We start from the raw sequence: 26,734 nt of genomic DNA on the forward strand, positions 1-26,734 counted from the left end.
TTGTTCGAAGGCTTCCACATACCGTGATAGCAGCTCACGATCAGGTTCGACATCCATCATGCTAAACTCGTTAGAATGAAGTTTCGTTCGGTCCATTGTTTCTCTGGCTCTTTGCAAGGCACTGTTAACCGCTGCCGGCGTCATTCCTAACGATTCCGCGATCTGTTTGGAGGACCATTCGAATACATCTTCCTCACGCATCTCTGAATATAACGGTAGCTTCGTCTACAGAGTAGCATAATTCGGTTCCCATGAACATTTTTTAAGCGGATGTTCCATCCGCTTTGTTTGCTGTACGCTTTTTCCTTGCTTGCATAAAGGGGCTGGTGTTTGTCGCGCGGTTCACCGGAGATGAATTCATCGTACTGGCATGTGATCGCGCCCAGACTAGCAGCCTCATCACAATCCTTGAAGATACGCTATCCGTGATCTTGCTGCGGCTTGAAAACGGGAACGTGCTATCGATTACCGTAATATCGGAGCCAGCAATTATCCGAAAAAAGCCTTTGAGCTCTATAAGAGAGCAGGTGAACGCATGTATCGGATGAATGCTATGCCGCATACGTAAAAAAGAAGTCGACTATCTCGGTAGCCGGCTTCTAATATTCTATTGGGCGGTCAGGATTTGTGGACCTTCAGCCGTGATAGCGATCGTATGCTCGTATTGGGCGGCGAGCTTGCGGTCCAGCGTCCGCGCGGTCCAGCCGTCCGGATCGATTGTCATGTCGTAGGTGCCTTCGGTGATCATGGGCTCGATCGTGAACACCATGCCTTCCTTGATGCGGAGGCCTTTGCCGGGCTTGCCGACATGCATATAGTTCGGATCCTCGTGCAGGTCCCGGCCAATGCCATGCGCGAGAAGGTCGCGCACGACGCCGAAGCCGTTCGATTCGGCATGCTGCTGGATGGCGCTCGTCACGTCACCGAGCCGATTGCCGGGCAGCGCCCGCGAGATGCCGAGGTCAAGGCATTCCTTCGTGACGCGCATCAGCTTCTCAGCCGTCGGCGAGATCTTCCCGACTGCATAGCTCCAGGCCGAATCGCCGAGCCAGCCGTCGAGCTCCGCGACCGTGTCGATCGTCACGATATCTCCCTCCTCAAGTGGCTTATCGCCAGGGAAGCCATGAGCGATCACGTCGTTGACGGAGGCACATGTCGCATATTGATAGCCCTTGTAGCCCTTCGTGTAGGGCTTGGCGCCGTGCTTCAAGATAATGTCCTCGAAGATGCGCTCAATCTCGTTCGTCGTGATTCCCGGTTTGATGAGCGGTGCGATCGTGCGATGGCATTCGGCCACCACTTGGCATGCCTTGCGGATAGCCTCGATTTCATGCTTGCTTTTTAAGATGACCATGTTCGTATCAGGACTCCTTCGTAATAGCTTGCATCGCGAGCTTGGCGATTCGATCGACGTCCAGTTCGGAAGTGCCCGCATAGTAGTGCAGCCCACAGCAGCCGACCAGCACAGCAAGCATATGGTCGACGCTGTCGTCTTCGCGCTGGGTGATCGATTGAAGCGGAACGTACAGCCGTTCCATGAATCGTCTCTTGGTGGGGTGCCGATCCTTCTCAGGCAAGCCCGCATAATGTTCCGCCGCCATTTTGTAGACGAGATATGCGCGGGCGTCCGACTGCCACAGCCGGAGCAGCGACTTGCAATACGTCAACAGCTGCCTATCATCCGGGCTGCCGCCGCAGATGTTTGCCCATTCTGTCAGGGCTTGCTCGCATCGCTCGAAGCCGCTGGCCAGCACATCCTCTATTAATAAATGCCGGTTGGGGTAATAATGGTATACCGTGCCGTAACCGAGCTCGGCCTCGCGGGCGACGTCGCGAATATCAAAGCTGCCGCCTGTGCGAAAGTAGGCACACGCAGCGGCGTCCAGGATCTGTTCTCTGCGCTGCATGCGGATGAGCTCATTTTGTTCTTTGGTACGGGGGCACATGTCGTGTGAACCTCCTTGTTTAGACCTGCAAATATGTCGATATAAATATAATAATGCATGGGGCGGGGATATGCAAATTATCTGTTGGCGGCGAACTGTGGTTTGCATAGCCACGGTTCGCCTCCACCAGCCTTATCAAATACGAACATACTTATCCGTAACGGTTTGGAATAAAAAGGAGGTTAGGGCACATTGAGAAGTCATTGCTGTTCCGACCGACTGGCTTACCAATAGCGGCAAACAAGTCGATAAAGCGCAAGGAAGTAAAAAGATCGAAATATCCGATTGAGGAACCCGGTGATATACTGGAAACGGACTGTACAAAAAATGATTTGTCTTACTGCACGATATGAACGCATGTCATGCCTGGGAAGCTGCTCCGCTTTTTCGGGATTTTGTCTTGTTCTCCTTTAATTAGAGGCCGCAAAAAATTACAGGAGGGATACGCCATCAAATTTTCCGTTTATATTAAAGTTCTCGTCGTTTTCACTGTTCTGATTATCCCCGTCTATGTCGTAAATTTTTGGATGAACGCGATGGGTATGAATTTTATTCGCCAGAAGGATGAGGAGACGAGGACCTACAATCTGCGGTTTTACGCGAGCCAGCTAAATGAACAACTTTATTTTATTCGTAATCTCCAGAGGCAGCTGCTCACCGATTCGGATCTTCAGAAGCTCGCCTTCCGGTCCGGATCACTGGATCTGTACGATGAGTTTCGTTTAGCCAGCAGTGTCAGCGAGAGATTGGCGACGATTCGGAATTCCAATGAATATGTGATAAACGCAGGCGTCTGGGTCAAATCGTACAACAAAAGTATCTCTACGAGCCAGGGCATTTCGGCGCTTCCGAACGAGGAGTGGTCGACCATCGAAAGCATCGTCGGCCTTACTCCCAGGCCATTGATTTATTATGGAGAAAATAGATTGTTTTTTCTCGAATATTCGAACAATGCGAGCATTGTCTCTTATCTGGAGCTGTCGATCCCGAAGCTGCAAAGCACGTTGAACCGGCTTGCACCATACCCGGGGTCGGGCGTGTTGCTGACGAACAGCCGGTTTGAAGGTTTGATCTCAGATCGCTTCGATGAGAAGATCGTGGCGGCCATTCGCGACCAAGCGAACGCTCATGACAGCAGTGGCTCCGAGACGGATAGCTGGCTCTTGCGTGTGGATGGCGGCCAATACCGCGTAAGCCTGAATCTGGTACCGGCTATGGGGTGGACCATTTATACGTATGTTGATGAAAACGAGCTCACGGGCTTCCTCAAAAAGTACAGCATCTGGTTTATCGTACTTTCCGTCGTGTCCGGCATCGTAATTATCGCGTTTGCTTTTTCCGTCAACCGGATGATTCACCGCCCGCTGCGCAAGCTTATCCGCGTCTTCAACAAGATGGAGCCGGATCACGTTCGCCTCCCCTCGGGAGGGAAGGAAGAAAGCGAATTCGATTACTTGTATCGAGGCTTCGACAAGATGGTGGAGCGGCTGAATAAGTCGATTCGGGAAAATTACGAGGACAAGCTGGCGCTCCAAAATTCCGAGCTCAAACAGCTTCAGTCCCAGATCAACCCCCATTTCCTGTACAACAGCTTCTATAATATTTACCGGTTTTGCAAAATCGGAGACTACGATCATGTAGCGATTCTGACGCAGAAGCTGGCGAGCTATTACCAGGCGATTACGCGTAACGGCAAGGACGAAGTGCCCCTGGACAAAGAATACCGACATGCCATGGATTATTGCGAGATTCAGGCGATTCGATTTTCGAACCGGATACGCGTCTCGGCGCCAGAAGTACCGGAATCGTGCAAATCGCTTACAGTGCCTCGCTTGATCATCCAGCCGCTTATCGAGAACGCCTTCGAGCATGCTTTCGAGAGTGTTGCGCGGCCAGGTCATATTCGCTTGACCATGACTTACGAGGATCGCCGTTTCACGCTTTGTGTGGAAGATGACGGAACCGGCTTGACCGTTGAGTCATTAGCCGAGCTGCAGCGCAGGCTGGGTTATCCCGTAACGGGGAAGAATACCGAAACAACCGGGCTGATCAATGTATGCCGGCGTATCCGGCTAAAATACGGTGAGAACAGCGGCGTATTCGTGTCGAGAAGCGAGCTTGGCGGTCTGAGAACCGAGCTCGTCATCTTGTGGAGTTAAAAGGAGGTCAAACAAGATGTACCGATTACTGATTGTAGATGACGAGCCGATTGTCGTAGACGGGCTCGGACAGTTGTTCCGGGAGCAAGAGCCAGGTCTGGACGTGTGTCAGGCTTATTCGGCCGTTGAGGCGCTGTATTGGATCAAACGGGCGAAGGTGGATATCGTCATCAGCGATATTCGTATGCCGGAGAAAAACGGACTCCAACTGATCGATGAACTGATGCATTATTGGCCTTCCTGCAAAGTTGTTTTCCTGACGGGGTACAACGAATTTGATTATGTCTACTCGGCGATTCGCAAAAACGCGGCGTTCTATATTTTGAAATCCGAGGATGATGCCGTGCTGCTGGATGCCGTTAATCAGTGTGTACGACAGTTGGATGAGGAGGCAAAACAGGTCAACATGATCGAAGCGGCTCGCAGCCAGATGATCCTGATGGGGCCTCTGTTCCGAAAGCAGCTGCTGGAAGCGGCGCTCTACGGTGAGAATGTGAAGGAGCTTGTCGCGGAGATGGACAATCGTGCATGGGATGATGCCGATGGCCAGGGGTTCGCGATGGAAATGAACATGAACATGCCGGTGCTGCTGCTCGCTTGCCGTGTGGACCGCTGGCGGAAACAATCCACGTACAACCATAAGCTGCAAGCGTATTTTTCCATCCAGCATGTCGTCGAAGAACGTCTGGCCAAGTCTATTGTCCGTGAATCACTGGTGTTCGAGCATGAGCTGATTGTATGGTTCCTTCAACCTGATCCCACCACAAGCAAGTTCTGCGGGGACGGCGGAACGGTGGATTGGCGCGGGTTGAGCACTTATCTTACTGGCGTATTAGAGTCCGTGCAGCAAGATTACGGGGATGGGGCGGGTGAGAATCTGATCTTCATCATGGCCAAACAGGCCGCGGCGTGGGAGGACGTTCAACGGGAGTTCGACGTGCTTCGGTTATTTCTGAAACATCGGTTATTGCCGAACCGGGAATCGGCGGTCATCGACTTGGGCGTGCAAGGCGGTATTGGAACGAGGAGCGCCGAGACGCCTCTGACCCCTATGCTCGAATTCAAACGCAAGCTGCATGAGCTGGAACGAAGCCTGGAGGGAGAAGAAGATGCGCATGCTGAACGGATCTGCCGGGAATTGCTGGCAGACATTCGCCTACAGGTCGAGACTTACTATTTGACGGGCACAGAGAAGTATTACGCGTTCTTGCTCGTCTTTCTAAGCGCCATGGATGTGCTCGAAGTCGATCAGGTCACGATAACCAATATTCCGACGGATTGGGACGCCGCCGCTGAACATTTTGTTGGACTGGGACGGCGAATCTGCGCAGACAAACGTCAGCGGCGGCACCGGGAGGGGGATGACCTCATTCGGCGGCTGCAAAACTATATTCAGGAAAATTTGCATGACGATCTTTCCCTTGTCCGCATGGCGGAAGTGACGTTTTTTAATCCGAGCTACTTGTCCCGTTTGTATAAGCAGCATACGGGAACGAACTTGTCGGACTATATTCAATCCGAGCGATTGGAGGCAGCCAAACGTCTGCTTGCAGAGTCAGGGATGAAGGCGAATGATATCGCGGTCAAGCTCGGTTTCAGTTCTCCGTCGTATTTCTCTACCTTCTTTCGGAAGATGATGGGTCGTACGCCGCAGGAATATCGGGAAGACTTAAGCAGCTCCGAAAGAAAGTCATCAAAGTAAAACGATGTAAAAGAATCGAAATTGTAATCGCTTACGGGGGTACCTATAATTAGGCTCAGAAAGGTCGACCTTTCCATAATCATGACTGTTAATTGGGGGAGAACGCATGCCAGGTAAATGGATAAGCGGAATAATGGCTGTAATGTTGTGTTCGACAATTCTGCTTGCGGCCTGCAGCTCGCAGGATAACGAAGAGCAAGCACCTCAGACGCCTGCGGCGAATTCGGACAGCAGCGGAAGTCCATCCGAGAGCGGCAACGCACCTGACGAACCGGCCGCGGATCCGCTGGGCAAATACGAAGAGCCGATCACGGTGACTCAAGTGCTGGGATTCGCCCCGCCTCAGGATTCCAAGACGCCGAAGGGTCTTACGCCTGAGAAGAACGGCTACGTTCTGAAATTGAAAGAGATGCTCAATATCGACCTGAAATACTTGTGGACTGTGCCTACGGAGCAGGCCGAACAGAAGTTTGCGTTGACTGTATCGTCAGGTGAGCTGCCTGACGTGCTATCGCTGAGTCTGCTCGATTTCGAGAGCTTCAGGCAGCAGGGACAACTGGCTGACCTGACCGAAGCTTATCAGAAATATGCTTCTCCGACGTTGAAGAAGTACCTGGAATCGGATGGCGGCCGAACATTGGATATGTTCACGTACGAAGGCAAGCTGCTCGGGCTGCCGTCTTATGAGGATCCGTTCATGTCCAGCCAGATGCTTTGGATTCGGGCGGATTGGCTGGACAAATTGAAGCTTCAGCCGCCAACGACGCTGGATGAATTGGAGAAGGTCGCGGAGGCATTCGTGAATAACGATCCCGACGGCAATAACAAGAACGACACGTACGGCATCGCAATGAACAAGGAACTCATTTCATGGGGATTCGATGCCAGGGGATTATTTTATTCGATGGGTGCCTATCCGAAGGCGTGGACCAAGGGCAGCGACGGCAAACTCATCCCGGGTGAAATTCAGCCGGAAACAAAAGCCTCGCTGGAGAAGCTGAACGATTGGTACATGAAGGGCATTCTGGACAAAGAATTCGCCTTCAAAGATATTGATAAAGCCGTTGAAGACGTCGTAGCGGGTAAAGTGGGCATCACGTTCGGCGAGTGGTGGGATCCCGAATGGCCTCTGAACCTTGTCAAGGAGAAAAATCCAAAAGCGGAATGGATGGCGCTGCCACTCCCTTCTTATAATGGAAAGCCGGGCATGACGCTCGTTCCGGGACTGCGGCTCAATTGGGTCGTGTCCGCAAACAAAGAAATGGAACATCCGGAAGCGCTCGTCAAGATGGCGAATTTCTACCACGAGTTAGGGCTGCCGAAATATAAGGACGAGAACAAACCGGAGAATGGCTTCGTGTACAACTGGTATAATCCGAGGATTTACAATCCGCTCAATATCGACGATTTGTACACGCGGGTGAACGCCGCCCTCAAAGCGAATCAGGACACGATAGATTCGGAAAACCCTGAGGCTCCGAAGCTGTTTGAGCAAGCCAAAAAGTTTCTGGCCGGAGATACGGACCCGACCGCCTGGGGCTTCTATAATAGCAGGGTAAATGAAAACGGGGGCTGGGGTCTGACCCGCAAAATCAAGGAAGAGAAGAAATTCGTATACAATGAATTTTACGGTACACCGACAGCAACTCAAGTGGAACGCGGCAGTTCGCTCGGCAAGCTGACGGATGAGACCTATCTGAAAATCATCATGGGCTCAGGCAAAACGGACGAATTCGAAAAGTATGTCGATAGCTGGAAGAAGCTCGGCGGGGATGAGATTACCGAAGAAGTGAACGCGTGGTACACAGAGCGTCAATAAATGAAATGCAATCGAAAGGGGAGAACTGCACCTGGGCTCTCCCCTTTGCGGTTCATGTAGGAGGTTGTGACCGATGGGAATCAGAAGCCGTTTGAAGGTGGAATGGCCGCTGCACTTTCTTCTCTTGCCAGGCGTATTGGTAACGCTGGTTTACCATTACGGTCCCATGCTGGGGATCGTCATGGCTTTCCAGAAATTCCAGCCCATTCTCGGCTTCTTCAAATCGGAATGGGTCGGGATGCGAAACTTCGAGTATGTATTCCACCTTCCTGGATTTGAGCAAATTTTGTGGAATACGCTCATCATCTCGTTTTTCAAGATCTTTTTCGGCCTCGTGGTGCCGCTCACGCTTGCGCTGCTGCTCAACGAGGTACGCAAAGCGTGGTTTCAGCGCATCATTCAAACGAGCATCTTTATGCCGTTCTTTCTGTCTTGGACAGTGCTTGGGGGCGTAATCTTCGAATTATTCACCCTTCAGGGTCCCGTCAACGGGATGCTGTCGGCGATCGGAGTTGAGCCGATCATGTTTATGGGGAGCAACGGATGGTTTCGGGGCATTCTGATTGGGTCCGATGTCTGGAAAGGCATGGGCTACAACATGATTATTTTTCTGGCGGCCATCGTGGGCATTAACCCGAATTTGTACGAAGCGGCGGAAGTGGATGGGGCAGGCAGATGGAAGCAAATGCTGCATATTACGCTGCCCGGCATGATGCCGATTATCATATTAATGTCCACTTTGAGCATCGGCAACATTTTGAATGCAGGATTCGATCAAATTCTACTGCTGTATAATCCGATCGTCTACAAAGGCTCCGACGTAATCGATACGTTCGTGTATAGGCTTGGATTGTTCGACCGTCAGTATGGTCCCGCGGCAGCGGTCGGACTGTTCAAGTCGGGGATTTCGCTGTTGCTCGTCTCCATTTCCTATTTCATGGCATATCGGTTCAGCAGGTACAGAATTTTTTAACATAAAGGAGGTCGGACCTATGTTTTATAAAGAATCGCTCGGCAGAAGGTTCTTTCACATCGTTAACGTTATCTTGCTGAGCGCCATCACGCTTATGGGTTTTCTTCCTTTCGTGCATTTGCTCGCTGTTTCGCTAAGCTCCAACACCTTTGCCTCCGCCGGCGAAGTCACTTTATGGCCGAAAGGGTTTACGACCAATGCTTACCAATACATGAGCCAGAATGCAGCCTTCTTCAAGTCGGTCGGCGTATCTTTGAAACGGGTACTGATCGGGACTATCGTCAACATGCTGTTGGTCATCATGACGGCTTATCCGCTGTCGAAGGAGAACACCAAATTCCAATTCCGGACAGTCTACGTGTGGTTTTTCGCCATTACCATGTTTTTCGGCGGCGGGTTGATTCCCACGTATATCGTCGTGAAGGAAACCGGACTGCTCGACTCGATATGGGCACTGATCTTGCCGGGGGCGCTCAACGTGTGGTTCACGGTTATGCTGTTGAACTTCTTTCGCGGCGTGCCCAAAGATTTGGAGGAGGCAGCAATTATCGACGGGGCGGGACACTGGACGCTGATCTGGCGCGTGTACTTGCCGATATCGGTCCCAGCCATTGCCACGGTGCTGCTGTTTACAGTTGTCGGCCACTGGAACTCCTGGTTTGACGGCATTCTGTACATGAATTCGCCGTCCAACTATCCCTTGCAATCTTACTTATCAACGCTTATTACCGCGATCAACGTGCAGATCATTTCCATGGACAGCTTGGCGTTGCTTCAGAATCTGGGCGAGAAAACGCTGCGTACCGCACAAATTTTTATGGGCGCTTTGCCGATTATGATCGTCTATCCGTTCCTGCAAAAATATTTTGTCAAAGGCATCGTCGTAGGGAGCGTTAAAGAATAAGGAGAGGAAGAGTGGATGTGGTGAGAGGACAGACTGACGTAACCGCATATCCGATCGAAGATACGGACCGCTTCCTCCGCAATCCGGCGATGGGCTGGGCGATTTATATCGACTCATTCGAGAAGCCGTTTCCCGATGCGGAGGATTATTGGCGGCGGCAGGATCCGAATATCGGGATGGCCAGCCTTCTGTATATCCGGGTGCCGTGGTCTCTAATGGAGCCTGAGGAAGGCTGCTATGCTTGGCAAGCGGACGATAATTACCGCAGGCTCATCGCCATGGCGCTGGAGCGCGGCCTGAAGCTGGCTTTTCGAGTCTATATGGATAGCAAGGATGCTTGCCGGCAAGCGACACCGCAATTTGTATTCGACGCGGGTGCACGGGGCTACGTGAACGAGACGAAGCAGGGGATGCCGTTTCAAACGCCTTATGTGCTAGATGCTGTATTCCAGGCGAAGCTCGACCGATTCGTGGGGGCATTCGCCCGCGAATACGATAAGCCGGGCATCGTAGACTTCATCGATGCTCAAGGATTAGGCTGGTGGGGCGAAATGCACAACCTGAACTATTTGCACGGACCGCAAAAAAAGCGGGCGTTCCAGTGGATCGTCCGGTTATATAGCGGACACTTTCATCACGTGCTGCTTGGTGGCCAGTACGGCAAAGGCGGATTCAGTTACGGTTTGCAGGAATGGGCGATTCGAGAACATGGCTACGTCATCCGCCGGGACAGCTTCGGCAGTCCGATATGGTTTAAAGAGCCGGACAAGCGGCAAATCGCGAAGCTATGGCCCTCCGTCCCGGTGTTCGCCGAGAACTGCTATCATACGTTCGCTGGCCGTCCGGAATGGTATGAAGGCGACGGATTTCAGACCTTGCATGACATGATGGCCCGGGTCGTTCAAGACGCCGTGGATATGCACGCCAATACACTTGATTTGCGGAATCCGGAGGATGCGGAGCTGTGGATGTCGACCACGCCCGAGCTCGTTCGCGATTTCGCCCTTCGTTGCGGCTACCGGTTTGTGCTGACGGAGGTTACGTATCCGGGAGAAATGGCGGCGGGTCAGGAATACGTCATCCGGCATACGTGGAAGAACGCCGGTGTGGGCAAGCTTCCCAATGACAACCGCAACTGGCGAAATAAATACAAGCTGTCGTTCGCGCTGCTGAAGCGGGGAGACGGCACTCCGGTCTGTCGGATACTTGCGGATGCAGAGCCGGCGGAATGGCTTCAAGGCGTGGAATACCGATATGAGACCCTGTTCGCTTGCGGCGATTGCCCTTCGGATGTCTATGATCTCGCCGTAGCGATCGTTAATACGGAGCAAAGGAACGAACCCGAAATCCGGCTTGCGCTCAAAGGAGAGACATTGGACCGAAAGTGGTATATCATCGGCAGAACGACAATCATCTAAGAAAGGCACGGTGCAGCCAATGGCAAAAAAGAAGCTTGAAATCGAGAGGAGCCCGGGGGAATTCTGGTGGGGCGGAAATATCGATGACGGGATTCATATGCCGCTGGGAGAACTCGATCATGCGCGGGACTTGATCAGCGAAGCTAGAAATAATCAAGCTGTCCCGCTGCTTCTATCGAACAAAGGAAGATATATTTGGTCGGAGGAACCGTTTCGTTTTGAGTTGGCGGAAGGCAGACTTACCCTGGAAATCGAGAGCGGAGATTTCGTCTATCGCGAACGAAACGGCAGTTTGCGCGAAACATTCAGAACCGCAGCGGAGTCCCATTTTCCGGCTTCCGGCTCTATTCCCGAGGAACTATTCTTTACCATGCCGCAGTATAATTTATGGATCGAATTGCAATATAACCCTACCCAGGAGAAGACGCTTGCTTACGCGGAAGGTGTCCTCGCCCATGGTTTGCCGCCGGGCGTGATTATGATCGATGACAACTGGATGGAGGATTACGGGGTGTGGAAGTTTCGTGCCGACCGTTTCCCGGATCCGAAAGCAATGACCGATCGCCTGCACGAGCTTGGCTTTAAGGTGATGCTGTGGACCTGTCCTTTCATCAGCCCGGACAATGCCGCGAATTTTCGTTATCTAGAGCGGGAAGGTTTTTTGCTTAGGGATGAGAACGGCGAAACGGCGATCCGTCGATGGTGGAATGGCTATAGCGCCGTACTCGATTGTACGAACGCGGCGGCGGTCGCGTGGTACGAAAACGAGCTTAAGAGATTGATGGACGACTTCGGTATCGACGGTTATAAATTTGATGCCGGGGACCCGCAATTTTACCGCATGTCCGACAAAAGCGCCAAATCGGCCCATCCGAACGGTCATTGCGAGTCTTGGGCGAAGATCGGGCTGAACTTTCCTTTGAATGAATATCGGGCGTGCTGGAAAAGCGCGGGACAACCACTCGTGCAGCGGCTTGCCGACAAGAACCACAGCTGGCATCGGGACGGTCTTGCTTCGCTGATCCCGAACGGCCTGGCGCAAGGATTGGCTGGTTATGCGTTCACCTGTCCCGATATGATTGGCGGCGGCCAAATCGGCGATGTGGAGAATAATCCGGATTTCAAGCTGGATCAGGAGCTGTTCGTCCGGTATGCGCAATGCTCGGCATTGTTTCCGATGATGCAGTTTTCTACTGCCCCATGGCGCGTTCTAGATAGCGAACATTTGTCCTGCTGCGTCGAAGCGGCAAAGCTGCATGAAGCATTCGGTCCTGCGATCCTGGCTTTGGCGCATCACGCGGCAGTAACGGGCGAGCCGATCATTCGCCATCTGGCCTATGTATTTCCGGAAGGCGGATACGAACGAATCCAGGACCAGTTTATGTTAGGTGATCAAATTCTCGTTGCACCCGTTCTGGAGAAAGGCGCGCGCAGCCGAACGATTGCGTTCCCTCCCGGCTCCTGGCAGGGCGACGATGGAAACATCATTACGGGTCCATGCCAGCAGCCAGTCGATGCGCCTTTGTCCCGATTGCCGTGGTATCGGCTTATGTAGCGACAGATGATAAAAGAAATGAAGCTTGGCGCGCACCGATTCGGTGCGCGCCAAGCTTCATTTCGCTTGAAAGCGGTGGTAGTTACAGTTAAAATAGGTCCGATTTTGCTATGCCTTTCTTTTTACGCAGTGCTTTTGTATAAGAGCTGAGAGTTCTTCAAAAGAAAAGTTGTGATTCACCCTATCAACCGTCATGTCATCAGCGTCTTTCTGATTCATCACAAATCGGTATCCATTCAACTGCAAGAAGATAACAAGAGCTGCAAAGGCCGTTCTTTTATTAGCATTTTGGAAGGGATGATTCATTCCTAACGATTCAAATAAAGCACTTGCTTTATCGAATAATGAAGGATAGGCATCCTCACCAAATGAACGTGGACGTTGAACAGCTGATTCCAGTAAGCCGCTATCTTTGACTCCAATGTATTCGCCTGGACTATATCTTTGAATCATAGCTACATTAACCGCAATGATCTCTTGAACAGCTAAATAACGGATCTCCATTCTAGCGATCCTTCAGTCCTTTTAAAGTATCATCATATTGTTCCATGACTTGAGAGAGGGTTTCTATGAAGTCGGGGCCAATACCAGCAGGCAACTCGATTTTATTAGCTTTGCGAATGATGATTTCTCCATCTGTTTCTTTTACATCGATATGCACAGTGTCACCAAGTTCAAGGCCGATTTGCTTCAATGCTTCTGTCATCGTGATTCCAAGACTGTTTCCAAACTTTGTAACTTTACGTTCCATCTCTATCACCTTACCCATATGATTCACTCCTTATTATACTATTCAACTGTTATAACAATTATATAAATGGTTTGATTAATAAAGCTTGTGTAGCAATTTATCTGTTGCCTGACTCTTGTTTCACCAGATAGTATAGAATCAGATGAATTAAAGTCTCATCGGCGAGTTTTTGGAAGAGGTGTTTCTAAATTATTCGCCATCTCATTAGGGCGGGTTCTACCCCAACTATCTTCAGCAAACGGGATTTATGATAGGATGGTAAATGGACAGAATTATTAGGAGGAGGCTTGCGAAAATGAGTCAGGAAATATTGCATGAAGGGTACTTCGGGGAATTTGGGGGCAGCTTTGTCCCACCGGAATTGCAGGAGGTACTGAACTACCTGAGTGAGCAGTTCTACAAATACAAGGACGATCCCGAGTTCAACGAGGAATACCGTTATTATTTGCACGAATATGTTGGCCGGGAGAACCCCCTGACTTACGTGAAGCGGTTGTCCGAGGCTTGGGGCGGCGCCAAAATCTATCTGAAACGCGAAGACCTGAATCATACCGGTGCACACAAAATCAACAATGTCGTTGGCCAAATTCTGCTCGCCAAACGGATGGGCGCCAAGCGGATTATCGCGGAGACGGGCGCCGGACAGCATGGCGTAGCGACCGCAACGGCCTGCGCCATGTTCGATATGGAATGCATAATCTATATGGGAGCCGAAGATATGCGCCGTCAAGCGCTGAATGTGTTCCGGATGGAGCTGCTGGGTGCTACCGTCGTGCCGGTTAACAAAGGACAAGGCAGGCTGAAGGATGCGGTGGATGAGGCGCTGGGCGATCTCGTCCGGAACTACAAGAACACATTCTATCTGCTGGGCTCGGCAGTCGGTCCGCATCCGTTCCCGACGATGGTGAAGCATTTCCAGGCGATCGTGAGCGAGGAATCGAAGCGTCAGATTCTCGAGAAAGAAGGCCGTTTGCCGGATGCGGTTATCGCCTGTGTCGGGGGAGGAAGCAATGCGATCGGCGCATTTGCCCACTATATAGACGAGCCGTCCGTTCGATTGATCGGTGTCGAGCCGGATCAGGCGCCTACGTTAACGCAAGGCGTTCCAGGCGTCATCCACGGCTTCAAGTGTTTGGTGCTGCTTGACGAAGAAGGCAATCCGCAGAAAACCTATTCCATTGCGGCGGGGCTTGATTATCCCGGCATCGGACCCGAGCACAGCAACCTGAAAGTGATGGGTCGGGCGGAATACGTGACGGTTAGCAACGAGGAAGTATTGGCGGCATTCCAGGAGCTGTCTCGCATGGAAGGCATAATCCCTGCTCTCGAAAGCGCGCACGCTGTCGCTTATGCGAAGAAGCTGGCACCGGCAATGAATAAGGACCAGATCATAATCGTCAACCTGTCCGGACGCGGAGACAAGGATGTCGAGCAAGTGTTTCACATGCTTAAGAAATAATACGCCATAATAATCGTGAAAGAAGGGCATCCAGTCCAGGGGTGTCCTTTTTAGTTTTCGCCAAAGGTCACAAGATAATGGACTAACCATCCTCTTCGTGTTGCCCGCATCGGGCTCCTTCATGTCCGCGATCCGGATTGGCAGAGTCCTCTCGGCGGGGATTATAAGCGGTCGGCCCACTCTCTGCAAATAGGATAAAAAATAAATATTTAGAGCGGCTCAAAAACCACTTGTCAATTAAAGCGCTTTCATTTACAATGAACCCATCAGACAGGCGGAGTATATGCTTGGATGATGAGAAGAGGAAAAAGCTAATTGTTAGTGGGTCTGTTTTTTAAAAAAAGGAGGCTATATCAATGGCGGCAAAGAAAGCAAAAAAGATGTTGTTCGGCGCTTTTGCAGGTACTCTGCTCCTGGGCGTTGTGGCAGGCTGCGGCAGTAACACAGATAACTCGCCAAGCAGCGGCGGGGACAACAAAGGCAGCTCAAACAAGAAAGTTACCTTACGGATGATCGAAAGCTTGACCAGCCCCGCCCGGACAACTGTATTGAAGAAAATGATTTCCGATTTCGAAACAGCCAATCCGAATATCAAGGTTGAATTGATCTCCCCTCCTTTTGACCAGGCCGACAACAAAATCAAGACGATTCTTGGAGCGAAGCAGGATCTGGACGTGCTCGAAGTGCGCGACCTCACCGTTTCCGAATTTTCCAATAATGGCTATCTGGAGCCTCTGAATGATTATGTGAAAGACTGGGCGGATTTCGCTACTGAAGTCGATGTGGCAAAATCGGTGGCTACGCTTGGCGACAATCTTTACTTTATCACGAACGGCATGTATCAGCGTCAAATGTTCTACCGCAAAGACTGGTTCCAGGAATTAGGCATTCAGCCTCCAACGAATTACGAAGAGATGGTGGCAGCCGCAATCAAAATGACGGATCCAGGCAAGAACCGCTATGGCTTCTCGTTCCGCGGCGGGGCAGGAGCTAACGGCGTTCCGGATACGATCATTCTGAATCAGAACTTCGATAATATCGATCATGATGATTCGATGTTCCTGAAGGACGGCAAGACGATGTTCTCCACTCCGGAAGCCAAACAGGCGCTGGAGCTTTATGTGAAATTATATAAAGAAGGTTCGCCGAAAGACTCCATCAACTGGGGCTACCAGGAACAAGTGCAAGCGTTTACATCCGGAGTCACGGGCATCCTGCTTCAAGACCCTGACGCTATTCCGGCGCTGGTAGAAAAAATGGATGTCAACACGATTGGCACAGCTCCAATGCCAAAAGGTCCAAGCGGCAAGGCGTTTACGGCAACGGGCGGCGGCGGCTGGGGCATCACCCAATATTCGAAGAATAAGGAAGAGGCGTTTAAACTCATCGCATTCCTGTCGAGTCCGGAACAAAACACGTATTTTGCCAAAGAGACAGCACTCATTCCCATCCATTCGACAGCAAGCAGCGATCCGTTCTTCCAAACGGATATGTACAAATCGCTGCTGGATATGGCCAGCAAGCCGGATGAATTCGTTAACTTGAAAGCGAATACAAAATATCCGGGTACCGGCCAATGGGGCCAAGTTGCGATGGATGCGGGTCAAGCCTTGCTGCTGGGCGCTGCTACCGTTGATGACACGTTGAAAAAATGGGATAAATTCTGGGCCGACCAAAGAGCAAATTTAAAGTAAGAAGCGGATAAATAAAAGGACGGTGGGTGGCAGGCAAGCCACCCATCGTTACCATTTCATTCCTGATAAGGTGGTGTGTTTCATGAAAGATGATCATCCTTCCTTCATTGGACGAATGCGGGCGAGCTTCCGTAATTCGCCCAGCGGATTCATCTTTTTCAGTTTGCTGCCGACGCTAGTGCTGGTACTGATCTTTACGTACTATCCGTTCTTGCGGGGCATTATAATGGCGTTTCAAAACTATCAGCTCTTCGACCTGACCAACGTCCATTTCATCGGTCTCGACAATTTCAAGGGCATCTTCAGCGATCCGAAATTTAAGCACGCCTCCATCAACAGCCTGTATTGGGTGTTTATCTCGCTTATTTTGCAATTTACGATCGGGTTGTCGGTCGCGCTTATGTTAAGCAAGAAGTTCCGCGGGCGGGGAATTTTTCAGGGCTTTGTTTTTTATCCGTGGGCGTTGTCCGGATTTCTGATCGGCCTGATCTGGAAATGGATGTTCAACTCGCAGATCGGGGTCATCAACGATTTGCTGATCCGCGCCGGTTTTATTAAAGAGCGGATCGGTTTCCTCTCTGATCCGGATTGGGCGATGTCTTCGGTCATAGCCGCGAATGTCTGGTATGGAATCGCTTTTTTTGCCATTATGCTGCTAGCGGCGCTGCAGTCGGTTCCGTCGGAGCTGTATGAAGCGGGAAGCATGGACGGGGCGGGCAGTATTCGCAAGCTGTTCAGCATTACGCTGCCCTTCATCATGCCAACCGTCATTACGACAACGCTGCTGCGGGCGATCTGGATATTCAACGATCCATCGATTATATACGGGCTAACGAATGGCGGGCCCGCCGGCTCGACTCATATATTGTCTTCACTTATGCTGGACAAAATTATGTATGGCGGCGACTACGGCGCTGCTTCGGCAATCGGAATTGTCATGATCGGTATCCTTCTGCTCTACACGATCTTTTATTTAACGGTGACTAGATCAGAGAAGATAGGAGATTTCTAACATGAAGCGACATCTATTGAAAAGTTTTAAGGTCATCCCGATGACTCTCTATTTCATTGTGATGGTATTTCCGCTCTATTGGATCGTCATCACGTCGCTGAAGCCGCAAAAAGAAATTTTCTCCTTCCCGTTGAAATATTGGCCAACTAATCTGACCTTTCAAAACTACATTAACATTATCAAAATTTCAAAGTTTCACATCTATATCGGCAACAGCTTGCTGGTCTCGCTCAGCGCTGCCGCGATTGTCGTCTGCATTGCGGTTCTCAGCGCCTATGTGCTGGCACGGTTCAAATTCCGCAGCCACCGTCACGTTATGCTGGGCTTCTTCCTGACACAGATGCTTCCCGGCTTTGTTGCACTCGCGCCGCTCTATCTGCTGATGACCAAGCTTGGATTGGTGAATACGCGAATCTCGCTTGTGTTGATGTACACGGTTGGCCTGATCCCGTTTTCGACGATATTGCTCAAAGGTTTTTTCGAACGGATTCCGTCCAGCCTTGAGGAGGCGGCGATGATCGACGGCTGCTCCCGCATGTCGGCCCTTATTCGCGTCATCATGCCGGTCATGCTCAACGGGATTGCGGCAACCTTCATTTTCGCGTTCGTGCAGAACTGGAACGAGCTGTTCATGGCGGTCATGTTTATCGATAATGAATCGCTAAAGACACTGCCAGTTGCAATGAATTCATTTGTCATGAAGTTCGACGTCGATTGGGGCGCGATGTCGGCCGGCACCGTCTTGTCGGTCATCCCGACCATCGCCTTATTCGCCATTGCGCAGCGTTTTATTGTTGAAGGATTGACGCAGGGTGCGGTCAAGGGTTAATCGGCAGATTGCAGGATAAGGAAAGGAACATAAACGATGACCAAGCAGAATGACCGGGAATGGCAGTACACATCGGCGGCTCACGATGCTGTCGATGAACGGCATCATGGATCGATTAATATTCCGATCTATCAAACAAGTTTGTTCGCTTTTGAAACGTACGACAAGTTCCAGCAGGCTACGCAGAGCTCACAGTCACATCACGTTTATTCACGGGGGAATAATCCCACCGTCCGGTATTTAGAGGATAAACTGGCCGAACTGGAACATGCTGAAATGGCGAAATGCTTCGCATCGGGGATGGCCGCAATCTCGGCTGCGATCTTCTCTGTCGTCAGGACGGGTGACCACATCGTATGTGTGGATCAGGCATACGGTCCGACAAGAGAGTTTGTTCACCGTTACTTGAAGCGTTTTGGCGTCAAGTCGACCATGGTCGACGGACGTTCAGTGGATAATATCCGTGAAGCGCTGCTGCCGGAAACGAAGCTAATCTATCTGGAAAGCCCTACCTCAATGATGTTCCAGCTGCAGGACCTAGCAGCCTGTGCCCAGCTTGCCCGCAGCCGGGGGATCGTGACGATTGTCGATAATTCCTGGGCGACCCCCATCTTCCAGCGGCCTTTGGAGCTGGGCATCGATCTCGTAGTCCATTCCGTCACCAAGTATATTTCCGGGCAAAGCGACAGTGTCGCTGGAGTGGTGCTGGGCTCCGGGCAGCTTGTAAGCCGGATTGCCGAGGATGAATATATGTTGATCGGAGGTATCATGACAGCGAATACGGCAGCCCAACTGACCCGCTGCTTGCGTACGCTGCCCTTGCGGATGGAACGGCATGAACGCAGTGCGCTGGCGGTTGCGAATCATATGGCCGGCCAGCCGTATGTCCTGCAGGTCAACCATCCCGCACTTGCTTCGCATCCGCAGCATGAGCTTGGCTTAATACAAATGAACGGCTCCAGCGGACTGTTTTCGTTCGAATCAGCCGAGCCGCCGGAGCAGATGCGGCAGTGGGCAAACAGGCTCAGGCTGTTCAAAATTGGCGTAAGCTGGGGCGGCTTCGAATCACTCGTTACGGTCAATCCGGCCAACGACGCTTGTACGTCGGAAGCCCGAAGTCTGATCCGTCTGCATATCGGTTTGGAAAGCGTGTCCGATTTGATCCTTGATCTGGATCAGGCCTGGGCAGCCGTCTCGGCGGCTGACAGTAACATAGCATCAGCCGCCGATTAATGCGGCTATCAGCCCCTCCAGGAGGGGGCGAAAAAGGGTTGTCTATTCTCCTCCTGGTGGAGTAAGCTATTTTAATAATAGTAATAAATGGATATTTTTTTCATCTGTGGGGTTCCAGTTCAATGAAGGAAATAACAGAGCTTGATAAGGGGGTGTGGGGCGATAGTGGCAAAAATTCAAAAACAAACGATGCATGAATTGGTCTCACAGGAGATTCAGAATTTTATTGAGGAGAAGGAAATGCAGGAAGGAGACAAGCTGCCTTCGGTTGAGGCCATGACGCATATGTTCGGGGTCGGCCGTTCTTCGCTTCGTGAAGCACTGCGCTACCTGGAGGCGATCGAGGTGATCACGGTTGTCAATGGAAAAGGAATTTATGTCCGTGACGTAGGCACTTATCGTTTTGCTGGCAAAATCAAGGTTGAAAACGAGAAGCGGTTTTTGCTTTCGATTTTGGATGTGCGCCGGGCGCTGGAGGGGAAGGCGGTCGAATTGGCGGCCAAACGGATTACTCCGGCGCAGATTGTTGAACTGACGGAATGCTTGGATGAATATGCGAGACTGAAAGAATCGGGTAAACCAACCGGTCAAATCGACTTGGCCTTCCATCGCGGAATTATGAAAGCGGCATCCAACCCCATCTTGTTCAGCGTGCTGGAGTCGATATCGGCCATGTACGAGAAGTTTTTTAACGAACCGCTTGGCGAACAAAGGCTGTTCGACGAGACATATCCTTATCATCACACGATGTTCGAGGCGATCGCGGCTCACAATCCGGAGCTGGCGCTGGCCGAATTCAACAAACTTATGGACTGCATCGAGAGTATCATCCGAACTTATTAATCTGTGATCGAAGGCTCGAGCTTGGGGCACTATTGAATTCCCTCCGATATCCACAATCATAAACATTCAGTAACATAGCCACAGCATAAACTGGCGGCGAATAGCTGGCTGTTCAGCGATGATTCGTCTCCACCCAAATAAATGAAGAAACCGGCCTGGCTCAGACCGGTTTTTTTGCTTGCGGTATTTAGGGGGACCCAGGTCTCATGTCCAAAATGAAATATAATCCAAAAGATGCAGGGAATCATCAAGATTTGTCGAATTAGGAGTTGTCCGCAAACAATTTCAAAGGAGTACGGGGTTTATGTTTATATTTAAGAGCCGTTTGGTATTAAAGCTGTCTGTCAGTATTTTGGCTATCCTCATTCTCTTATCCTCAGCTCTTCTATACATACAGATCCAGAACATCAAGAAGGCAAGTGAAGAAGCCATTGGGAAATTCAGCATCCATATCGCAGAGGCTTATGCCGGTCAATTCGACTTGAAATCCTATGAGGATTACTTGGGGGATGCAGAGGAGAACGATTTATATTGGAGTCTTCGTGAAGAGCTGAATCAGTATCGGTTACAGATCGGCGCTTTATACGTATATACGGTGACAATCGATGAGAAAGGCCAGCCCTTTATTCTTATCGACGGCCAGCCAAAAGGATCGGAGTCCGCTTCGCCCATCGGTGAAGCAACCGATATGCCGCAAGAGGCGGTAGAAGTGGTATTGAAAGGGCAATCGGCCAAAACGGGCCTTATTCATAACCCGGAGTATGGCGATTATATTTCATCCTATGCACCTCTTCGCAATGCGGAGGGAACGATAATCGGAGCTTTGGGGATCGATACGGATGTATCGGTATCCAATTCCATCTATCGGGAACTCATCGATAAGAATACACCTTTGTTTATAATAATGGGAATACTTACCTTGCTGGTGTTTATGCTGATTGTCTGGTTTATAGCCCGTGCTCTGAGGCCCTTGGGAATGATTGTAAAAGGGGCAGAGGCTATGGCGCAGGGCAATGTGGCGGAAGCGAAGACTCATTTAAGTACCCTGAAAGGTGCTTCCAATGATGAAATCGGTCAAGCCTATTCCGCCATGATCAAAATGATTGAAAGGCTGGGCACCACACTCGAAGATGTTATCCGCGATATGTCGGTGACCGCGCAAAGCATCATTCAATCGACCAATCAGTTTGGATCTGAAGCGGATCAGATGCTGTCCTTAAACATGCAGCTTGAGCAGTCCGCAAGAGAAATGGCTGAAGGAGCGCATCATCAACGCGCAGGGGCAGAGGAAAGCGCAAATGCGATGCAGGAAATGGCGGCAGCAATCCAACGGGCTGCCGAAGCTTCAACGAATGTTTCCTATGCTTCCAGCGAAGCCATGGAAACCGCTGCGCAGGGCAGGGACTCGATCCATTCGTTGAGAGAGCAGGTTGATTATATTTCCGAAGTTGCGAGGCAAACGACTAATTCGGTTCAGGTTCTCCATTCCTACATGCAATCGATTGCGCCGGTACTTGATTCGATTACGATCATCTCCGACCAAACGAAGCTGCTGGCCCTTAATGCCTCTATCGAGGCTGCCAGAGCGGGTGAGCAAGGGGCGGGCTTCGCTGTCGTTGCCGGTGAAGTGCGCAAGCTTGCGGAGGCTTCTTCCCATTCCGTGAGAGAGATTACCTCACTGCTTGAGCAGATCCAATTGGAGTCCGTTCATATTGGCGAGAGGATGTCGGAGGGCAGCCGCCAAATGAACAAAGGAACCGAACTGGCAGGCCAGGTGGAAACCCTGTTTGATCACACGATGAATCAGTTCATTCTCGTAAATAATCAGATTCAGGAGATTTCGGCAGCCTCCGAGGAAATTCTGGCCGGTTCCGAAGAAGTTGCCGCATCGGTAGAGCAAATATCCCAAATCTCTAAAGCAACGGAAGCGAAAACGGATTCCATCCAAAAAATGTCCATCCATCAGCTGGAGGCAGCCAAAAGAATCGCTGACGCCAATGAGCTGTTAAAGAAAAGAAGCTCAGGTCTGGAAGCGGCAGTAGCCAAATTCAAACTGTAGAATGCCATAAGAAACCTGGTCACATTGGCCAGGTTTTTTTGTCAGGTATCTAGGACATGTCTCCTATCAGGAATGGGTGCTAACTTGATCATAGGAGCATGATCGCCCGACGGTCATTTAATCACTCTCTAATTTTTGTCATATGACAATAATGATGACAACACTCACTATTTTCTCAGGGTGTTTTACGTTACAGTTAGTGTCAATGTCGTGTTTTTCGGATATCGGGGGGCGGACGGGAAACAACGAAATTCGGAGCACGCAAGGACAACTATAAGAGGAGTGACAACAAAGACGATGAGTACAACAAAAGCAATGACGGCTGTAGACAATGCGGGAAGAACCATGCTGCGTAAGGTTTCCCTTTATTTGTTAATGGGAGTAATGGTGGTTACGGCTTTGGCGATTTCAACAAAGGCTTCAGCTGCGCCAGGCTATTTTGTTCCCGTTTATACGGGATCTAACAACTATGGTGACGAATTATCTTTATATTTCAGCTCCAATTTCAGTATCAATACTTTAAATGAGGAAGAAAGATATACCTTCCTGAAAAATAAAATTACGATTGCCACGGATGGCGTGAATTTCGAAGCGTTGCCAGGACATAGCGAGATTTACCAAAATTCGTCATATATTAACATCTATTATGATAATAATATACCGGTTGTGCCAACTCAGAACACAAAAATTAAAATAGCGGCTGGTGCACTGGTGACAAGCAGCGACGATTTAAATGAAGAGATGATTCTCAATGTATCTCCGCCGGTTATTCAAGGCACCGAGATCAGCGCAGACAATAAGACCGTTACGATTACTTTTCAAAACGAATTACAAGAATACAATATTTATAATTTAGCACAAAACATCTATTTATCACGAAATGGCGTAGACTCCTATAGAGAATACTTGTCTTCCAATTTAGGTACCGCTTCGATTGTATCCGGGAAGCTTGTTATCACTTTTAACCAGTCACTCTCAGGGGCTAATAATCTGATTTCGATAAACGGCGGCGCCCTAAAGGACAGTTTTGGAAATACTCAGGGAAATGGGATTATGAGTGCGCCTATTCAAGTCCATGCGAACGTAGATAATAAAGCGCCAGAATGGGAAAGGGTTTATTTTTCAAATTCCAACCGCACCCTCAATATTGTATTTGATGAAGATATTCAGAGCAATATCACGGAACCAGGTAGTATCCGGAATTTCATCGAATACTATAACCCTACCACGGAAAACTATGTGAACGTGGGTCAACAGTCTGAAGAGGATGTAAAGGTGACATTCTCAGGCCGTAGCCTGATGATTGAATTCAAAACTTCCATGAGCAGAAGCGAGATCGGTTATATCCAAATTGCTCCTAATTCCATTAAAGATATGGCAAACAACGTTTACACATATTGGATTGGTGGGAGTGTTTACCCTGTTGAAGGCTGGGAGGACTATTTCAATTACGCCTACTTCTCTCATAATGGCCGTTGGCTGAATCTGGAATTTGAAGGTAATTTATTAGATCAAACCCTGGATGAAGATGACGTGTCACACCTGCAGGACAAAATTAAAATTTCGACGGATGGAACAACCTTCACGGATTTGGATCCGCGGGATACCGTGACCTTACAGGACAACAGAATGGTTATTATCTTTCATGACATGAAGAAGAGCGGCACCGTTACCCTTAAAATCCTGGAAGGTGCCTTTATGGATGGACACCATAACATGCAGCTCCCGGAATTTAATAGTGTGATTGGCTTCAATGTTCCTGATATTACAGGATATCTCTTCAGTAATGAAGCAAGTGAATTGGCATTCGAAGACAATGAAGAGTGGAGAAACAAAGTAAGAACAATTAAAATTCAAGGTGAAAATGGCTATGCAAGAACGTTAACCAGCTCGGAATACGCCTTGACGGCAGGCAAGCTTACCATTGTTCCAGGCATCTTTGAAAAAGGTACCGTATATGAAATTATTATTCTTGCAGAGGGTTATAGCGAACGAGCGGCCTTTTATACGAAATCTATATTCGCTCGCGCACAACAATCATCCGAAGTTTTCTACATGACTGCACCTGCAGTAACAAACGAAAATGGCATTACGGCAAAAATAAATGTACTGAATATGGATATCTCAGCTTATATCGACCCCGCGGGGTTAAGGATAACGCCAACACAATCCGTAGTTTTCCAACTGATGGACGGAGATACTCCGGTGAGTATTGTATCAGCTAAACTGAAAATGAACACGGGCACGTATTCGGCTAATTTCAATGTGAAGGAAACAGCCGGCAAAGCGTATACGGTCCGCGCCTTCATTGTTAGTAAATATGATGCGGATACGACGAATATTGGCATGAATATGGCCAAGCAAGTGACCCAGCTTGAACTGGATTTGAAGCAGAATGAACTGGAACGTGCTGTCGAATATATTTTAAATGATTATTAGAATGGATATTATCGCCCGTGGCTAACGAAGAAGAACTGAAAGTGAGGAACGTCCAAGTGAAATTACGCAGGTTGAGTGTTATGTTAATTCTGGCGCTTTGTTTAACGTTAGTACCTGTAACGGTATTTGCCGCTTCAGCGGCGGTTACGCTGAATCCCGTCACTTCCGTAGAACAAGGCAAATCCGTTACCGTTTCGGGAACCTCCACGTTAAATGAAGTGATTATTCAGATACTGCGTCCGGATCAAGCCGGAACGGTATTCTACGATATTACGAAGGTTGTAGACGGAACATTTTCAAGTACGTTCACCTTTCCGCGTACAGAGCCTGCCGGGACCTATAAGGTAGCCGCAGGTCAGGGCAATCAAGTGGATACCAAGGATCTTGTTGTTACCGCGGCCGTAATACCGCCGGGTCCTACGGAACCCGAGATTCCGGGCACCATTACGCCACCCGTAACGCCGCCGGTTACGCCACCGGTAGTTAATCCACCTGGACCCGTCATCATTGGTCCCGTTGGTCCGCAAGCACCCGTCGAGACAGGTAAGCCCGTAACCCCGCCGCAAACGAAAGCGCCGGTTGTTACGGTGGACCCGAGCAAATTTGTGGTGAGCCAAACGACAGGAGCCGATGGCCGGATAACGAACATCGTTACGGTAGACGATGCGGCGCTTGCTGCAGCTTTGGCCAAAGCGGCAGGTCAGGATAACCAGGGCGACGCACCCATCATCTCGGTTTCCTTCAACAACAAGCCGGGAGAGAGCGTCAAATTCAACCTGTCAGCTTCGGTGCTTGCTGCTGCAGCGAAAGCAGCCCCTGACATCATCATTTCGCTCCAATCGAATGATGGGGAATATTCATTGCCTGTTCGCCTGATCGATTTGGCTGCACTCGCGCAAAAGCTGGGTGCTGCCCAAGCCGACATCAGCATTCAGGTCTTAATCGCTACGGCCAATGCCGACATCAATGCCCGAATTAAAGCCAGCGCACAAGGTATTTCTGCTTCCCAGATCGGAAGCGCTATGGAATATTTTGTGTTTGCCGAAGGAAATGGCCAAACGTTCGAAATCAATAGCTTTGGGACCACTTATGTAGAACGATCCATTATAGCCGCTATTCCGGATGGAGCAACATCGACAGTCGTTCTCTATGATCCAGCTACAGGTGAATTTTCATTTGTTCCCGCCCTGTTTGTTAAACAAGCGGACGGCACCTACAAGATTACCTTCAAGCGTAACGGGAATAGTATCTACACCGTGCTTTCCGCTCCAAAAACATTCGCGGACGTTGAGAAGCATTGGGCTAAAGCAGACATTGAGCTGCTCGCCTCCAAGCTGGTCGTTAATGGGGTTACCAATACAACGTTTGTGCCTAACAAGGATATTACACGTGCAGAATTCGCTGCGCTGCTGGTCCGCTCCTTGGGCTTAACAGCGGATGCCGCTGCAGTCTCCTTTAAGGACGTGAAATCAACCGATTGGTTTGCAGGTTCGGTAGGAGCGGCTGTGAAAGCGAAGCTGGTTGAAGGCTTCATCGATAACAGCTTCAAGCCGAATGCTCCGATTACGCGCGAGCAAATGGCGGTTATGGTGGCAAGAGCCATCAGCGCTGCAGGCAAGCAAATGGAAACATCGTCATCCAGCGCTGCCTTGTCTGTATTCAAGGATCAGGCATCGATCAGCAGCTGGGCGAAATCGGCTGTGTCTCAAGCCGTTGAAGCCCAAATTATTAACGGTGTAACGGACAAGACTTTTGTTCCTGCAGCGAATGCCAGCCGCGCTCAAGCGACGGTTATGCTCAAACGATTGCTGCAGTTTGCAGATTTCATCAACTAAATCTATTCATGTATAAAAAAGAGCTGTAGGCAAGCGATGCCTTCAGCTCTTTTTGTTGCCGTCTGTTTGCGTTGACAGACCTTAAGCTCCGGTGGTACCATCGA

21 protein-coding genes are annotated in these 26,734 nt (G+C 50.1%); 16 read left to right on the forward strand and 5 right to left on the reverse strand.

The genetic code is table 11. The annotated features are described in order from the left end of the window. From IEY46_RS31860 to IEY46_RS31870, 3 genes are all read right to left on the reverse strand, one after another. Window positions 1–201, reverse strand: a 201-nt coding sequence (locus tag IEY46_RS31860) for a sigma factor-like helix-turn-helix DNA-binding protein (protein ID WP_268239553.1), incomplete at its 3' end; no start/stop codon positions are given. 406 nt (window positions 202–607) lie between these two features. Beyond that, window positions 608–1,354, reverse strand: a complete 747-nt coding sequence (gene map, locus IEY46_RS31865) for a type I methionyl aminopeptidase (protein WP_188999156.1) — start codon at window positions 1,352–1,354, stop codon at window positions 608–610. Between the two features lie 7 nt (window positions 1,355–1,361). After that, window positions 1,362–1,946 (reverse strand): TetR/AcrR family transcriptional regulator, encoded by a 585-nt coding sequence (locus IEY46_RS31870; protein ID WP_188999159.1) that lies wholly within the window; start codon window positions 1,944–1,946, stop codon window positions 1,362–1,364. Window positions 1,947–2,482: 536 nt separating this feature from the next. On the opposite strand from IEY46_RS31870, the gene IEY46_RS31875 reads away from it, so the two are divergent. From IEY46_RS31875 to IEY46_RS31905, 7 genes are all read left to right on the forward strand, one after another. Then, window positions 2,483–4,105, forward strand: a complete 1,623-nt coding sequence (locus IEY46_RS31875) for a sensor histidine kinase (protein ID WP_188999161.1) — start codon at window positions 2,483–2,485, stop codon at window positions 4,103–4,105. A gap of 16 nt (window positions 4,106–4,121) precedes the next feature. Next, complete coding sequence (locus tag IEY46_RS31880; RefSeq protein ID WP_188999163.1) at window positions 4,122–5,807, forward strand: helix-turn-helix domain-containing protein; 1,686 nt, start codon at window positions 4,122–4,124, stop codon at window positions 5,805–5,807. A gap of 106 nt (window positions 5,808–5,913) precedes the next feature. After that, window positions 5,914–7,626 carry an extracellular solute-binding protein gene (locus IEY46_RS31885; protein ID WP_188999167.1) on the forward strand — a complete coding sequence of 571 codons (1,713 nt, stop codon included), beginning with the start codon at window positions 5,914–5,916 and terminating at the stop codon, window positions 7,624–7,626. Window positions 7,627–7,699: 73 nt separating this feature from the next. Continuing rightward, window positions 7,700–8,599 carry an ABC transporter permease gene (locus IEY46_RS31890; RefSeq protein ID WP_188999168.1) on the forward strand — a complete coding sequence of 300 codons (900 nt, stop codon included), beginning with the start codon at window positions 7,700–7,702 and terminating at the stop codon, window positions 8,597–8,599. A 19-nt stretch (window positions 8,600–8,618) separates the two neighbouring features. Continuing rightward, entirely contained in the window at window positions 8,619–9,503 is an 885-nt protein-coding gene (locus IEY46_RS31895; RefSeq protein ID WP_188999170.1) for a carbohydrate ABC transporter permease, read from the forward strand. 11 nt (window positions 9,504–9,514) lie between these two features. Continuing rightward, window positions 9,515–10,921, forward strand: a complete 1,407-nt coding sequence (locus tag IEY46_RS31900; protein ID WP_188999173.1) for a DUF4832 domain-containing protein — start codon at window positions 9,515–9,517, stop codon at window positions 10,919–10,921. Between the two features lie 19 nt (window positions 10,922–10,940). Beyond that, window positions 10,941–12,476, forward strand: a complete 1,536-nt coding sequence (locus IEY46_RS31905) for a glycoside hydrolase family 31 protein (RefSeq protein WP_188999176.1) — start codon at window positions 10,941–10,943, stop codon at window positions 12,474–12,476. Window positions 12,477–12,584: 108 nt separating this feature from the next. Here IEY46_RS31905 and IEY46_RS31910 read toward each other — a convergent pair whose 3' ends face one another. Both IEY46_RS31910 and IEY46_RS31915 read right to left on the reverse strand, forming a co-directional pair. After that, window positions 12,585–12,980, reverse strand: coding sequence for a type II toxin-antitoxin system death-on-curing family toxin (locus tag IEY46_RS31910; protein WP_188999179.1), 396 nt, complete (start codon window positions 12,978–12,980; stop codon window positions 12,585–12,587). Window position 12,981: 1 nt separating this feature from the next. After that, complete coding sequence (locus tag IEY46_RS31915) at window positions 12,982–13,245, reverse strand: AbrB/MazE/SpoVT family DNA-binding domain-containing protein (protein ID WP_188999182.1); 264 nt, start codon at window positions 13,243–13,245, stop codon at window positions 12,982–12,984. A 277-nt stretch (window positions 13,246–13,522) separates the two neighbouring features. Between IEY46_RS31915 and trpB the strand changes: the two genes are divergently transcribed. From trpB to IEY46_RS36840, 9 genes are all read left to right on the forward strand, one after another. Continuing rightward, window positions 13,523–14,686: a tryptophan synthase subunit beta gene (trpB, locus tag IEY46_RS31920; RefSeq protein ID WP_188999185.1), complete on the forward strand. Its 1,164-nt coding sequence runs from the start codon at window positions 13,523–13,525 to the stop codon at window positions 14,684–14,686. Between the two features lie 356 nt (window positions 14,687–15,042). Further along, window positions 15,043–16,380 carry an ABC transporter substrate-binding protein gene (locus tag IEY46_RS31925; RefSeq protein WP_229750683.1) on the forward strand — a complete coding sequence of 446 codons (1,338 nt, stop codon included), beginning with the start codon at window positions 15,043–15,045 and terminating at the stop codon, window positions 16,378–16,380. Window positions 16,381–16,462: 82 nt separating this feature from the next. Then, the gene (locus IEY46_RS31930) at window positions 16,463–17,392 is read left to right on the forward strand and encodes a carbohydrate ABC transporter permease (protein ID WP_229750684.1); all 930 of its coding nucleotides are present in this window, start codon (window positions 16,463–16,465) and stop codon (window positions 17,390–17,392) included. Window position 17,393: 1 nt separating this feature from the next. Then, a complete protein-coding gene (locus tag IEY46_RS31935) occupies window positions 17,394–18,221 on the forward strand; it encodes a carbohydrate ABC transporter permease (RefSeq protein ID WP_188999187.1) in 828 nt (275 codons plus the stop codon). Window positions 18,222–18,257: 36 nt separating this feature from the next. Then, the gene (locus IEY46_RS31940; protein WP_188999190.1) at window positions 18,258–19,454 is read left to right on the forward strand and encodes a trans-sulfuration enzyme family protein; all 1,197 of its coding nucleotides are present in this window, start codon (window positions 18,258–18,260) and stop codon (window positions 19,452–19,454) included. Between the two features lie 165 nt (window positions 19,455–19,619). Beyond that, entirely contained in the window at window positions 19,620–20,297 is a 678-nt protein-coding gene (locus IEY46_RS31945; RefSeq protein WP_229750685.1) for a FadR/GntR family transcriptional regulator, read from the forward strand. Between the two features lie 304 nt (window positions 20,298–20,601). Beyond that, the gene (locus IEY46_RS31950) at window positions 20,602–22,356 is read left to right on the forward strand and encodes a methyl-accepting chemotaxis protein (protein ID WP_188999192.1); all 1,755 of its coding nucleotides are present in this window, start codon (window positions 20,602–20,604) and stop codon (window positions 22,354–22,356) included. 297 nt (window positions 22,357–22,653) lie between these two features. After that, a complete protein-coding gene (locus IEY46_RS31955) occupies window positions 22,654–24,795 on the forward strand; it encodes a hemoblobin-interacting domain-containing protein (RefSeq protein ID WP_188999194.1) in 2,142 nt (713 codons plus the stop codon). A 56-nt stretch (window positions 24,796–24,851) separates the two neighbouring features. Further along, window positions 24,852–26,630 carry an S-layer homology domain-containing protein gene (locus IEY46_RS36840; protein ID WP_268239554.1) on the forward strand — a complete coding sequence of 593 codons (1,779 nt, stop codon included), beginning with the start codon at window positions 24,852–24,854 and terminating at the stop codon, window positions 26,628–26,630. Window positions 26,631–26,734 lie beyond the last annotated feature (104 nt).

The sequence above is a fragment of the Paenibacillus nasutitermitis genome, assembly GCF_014641075.1.
Lineage (GTDB): Bacteria > Bacillota > Bacilli > Paenibacillales > Paenibacillaceae > Paenibacillus_Z > Paenibacillus_Z nasutitermitis.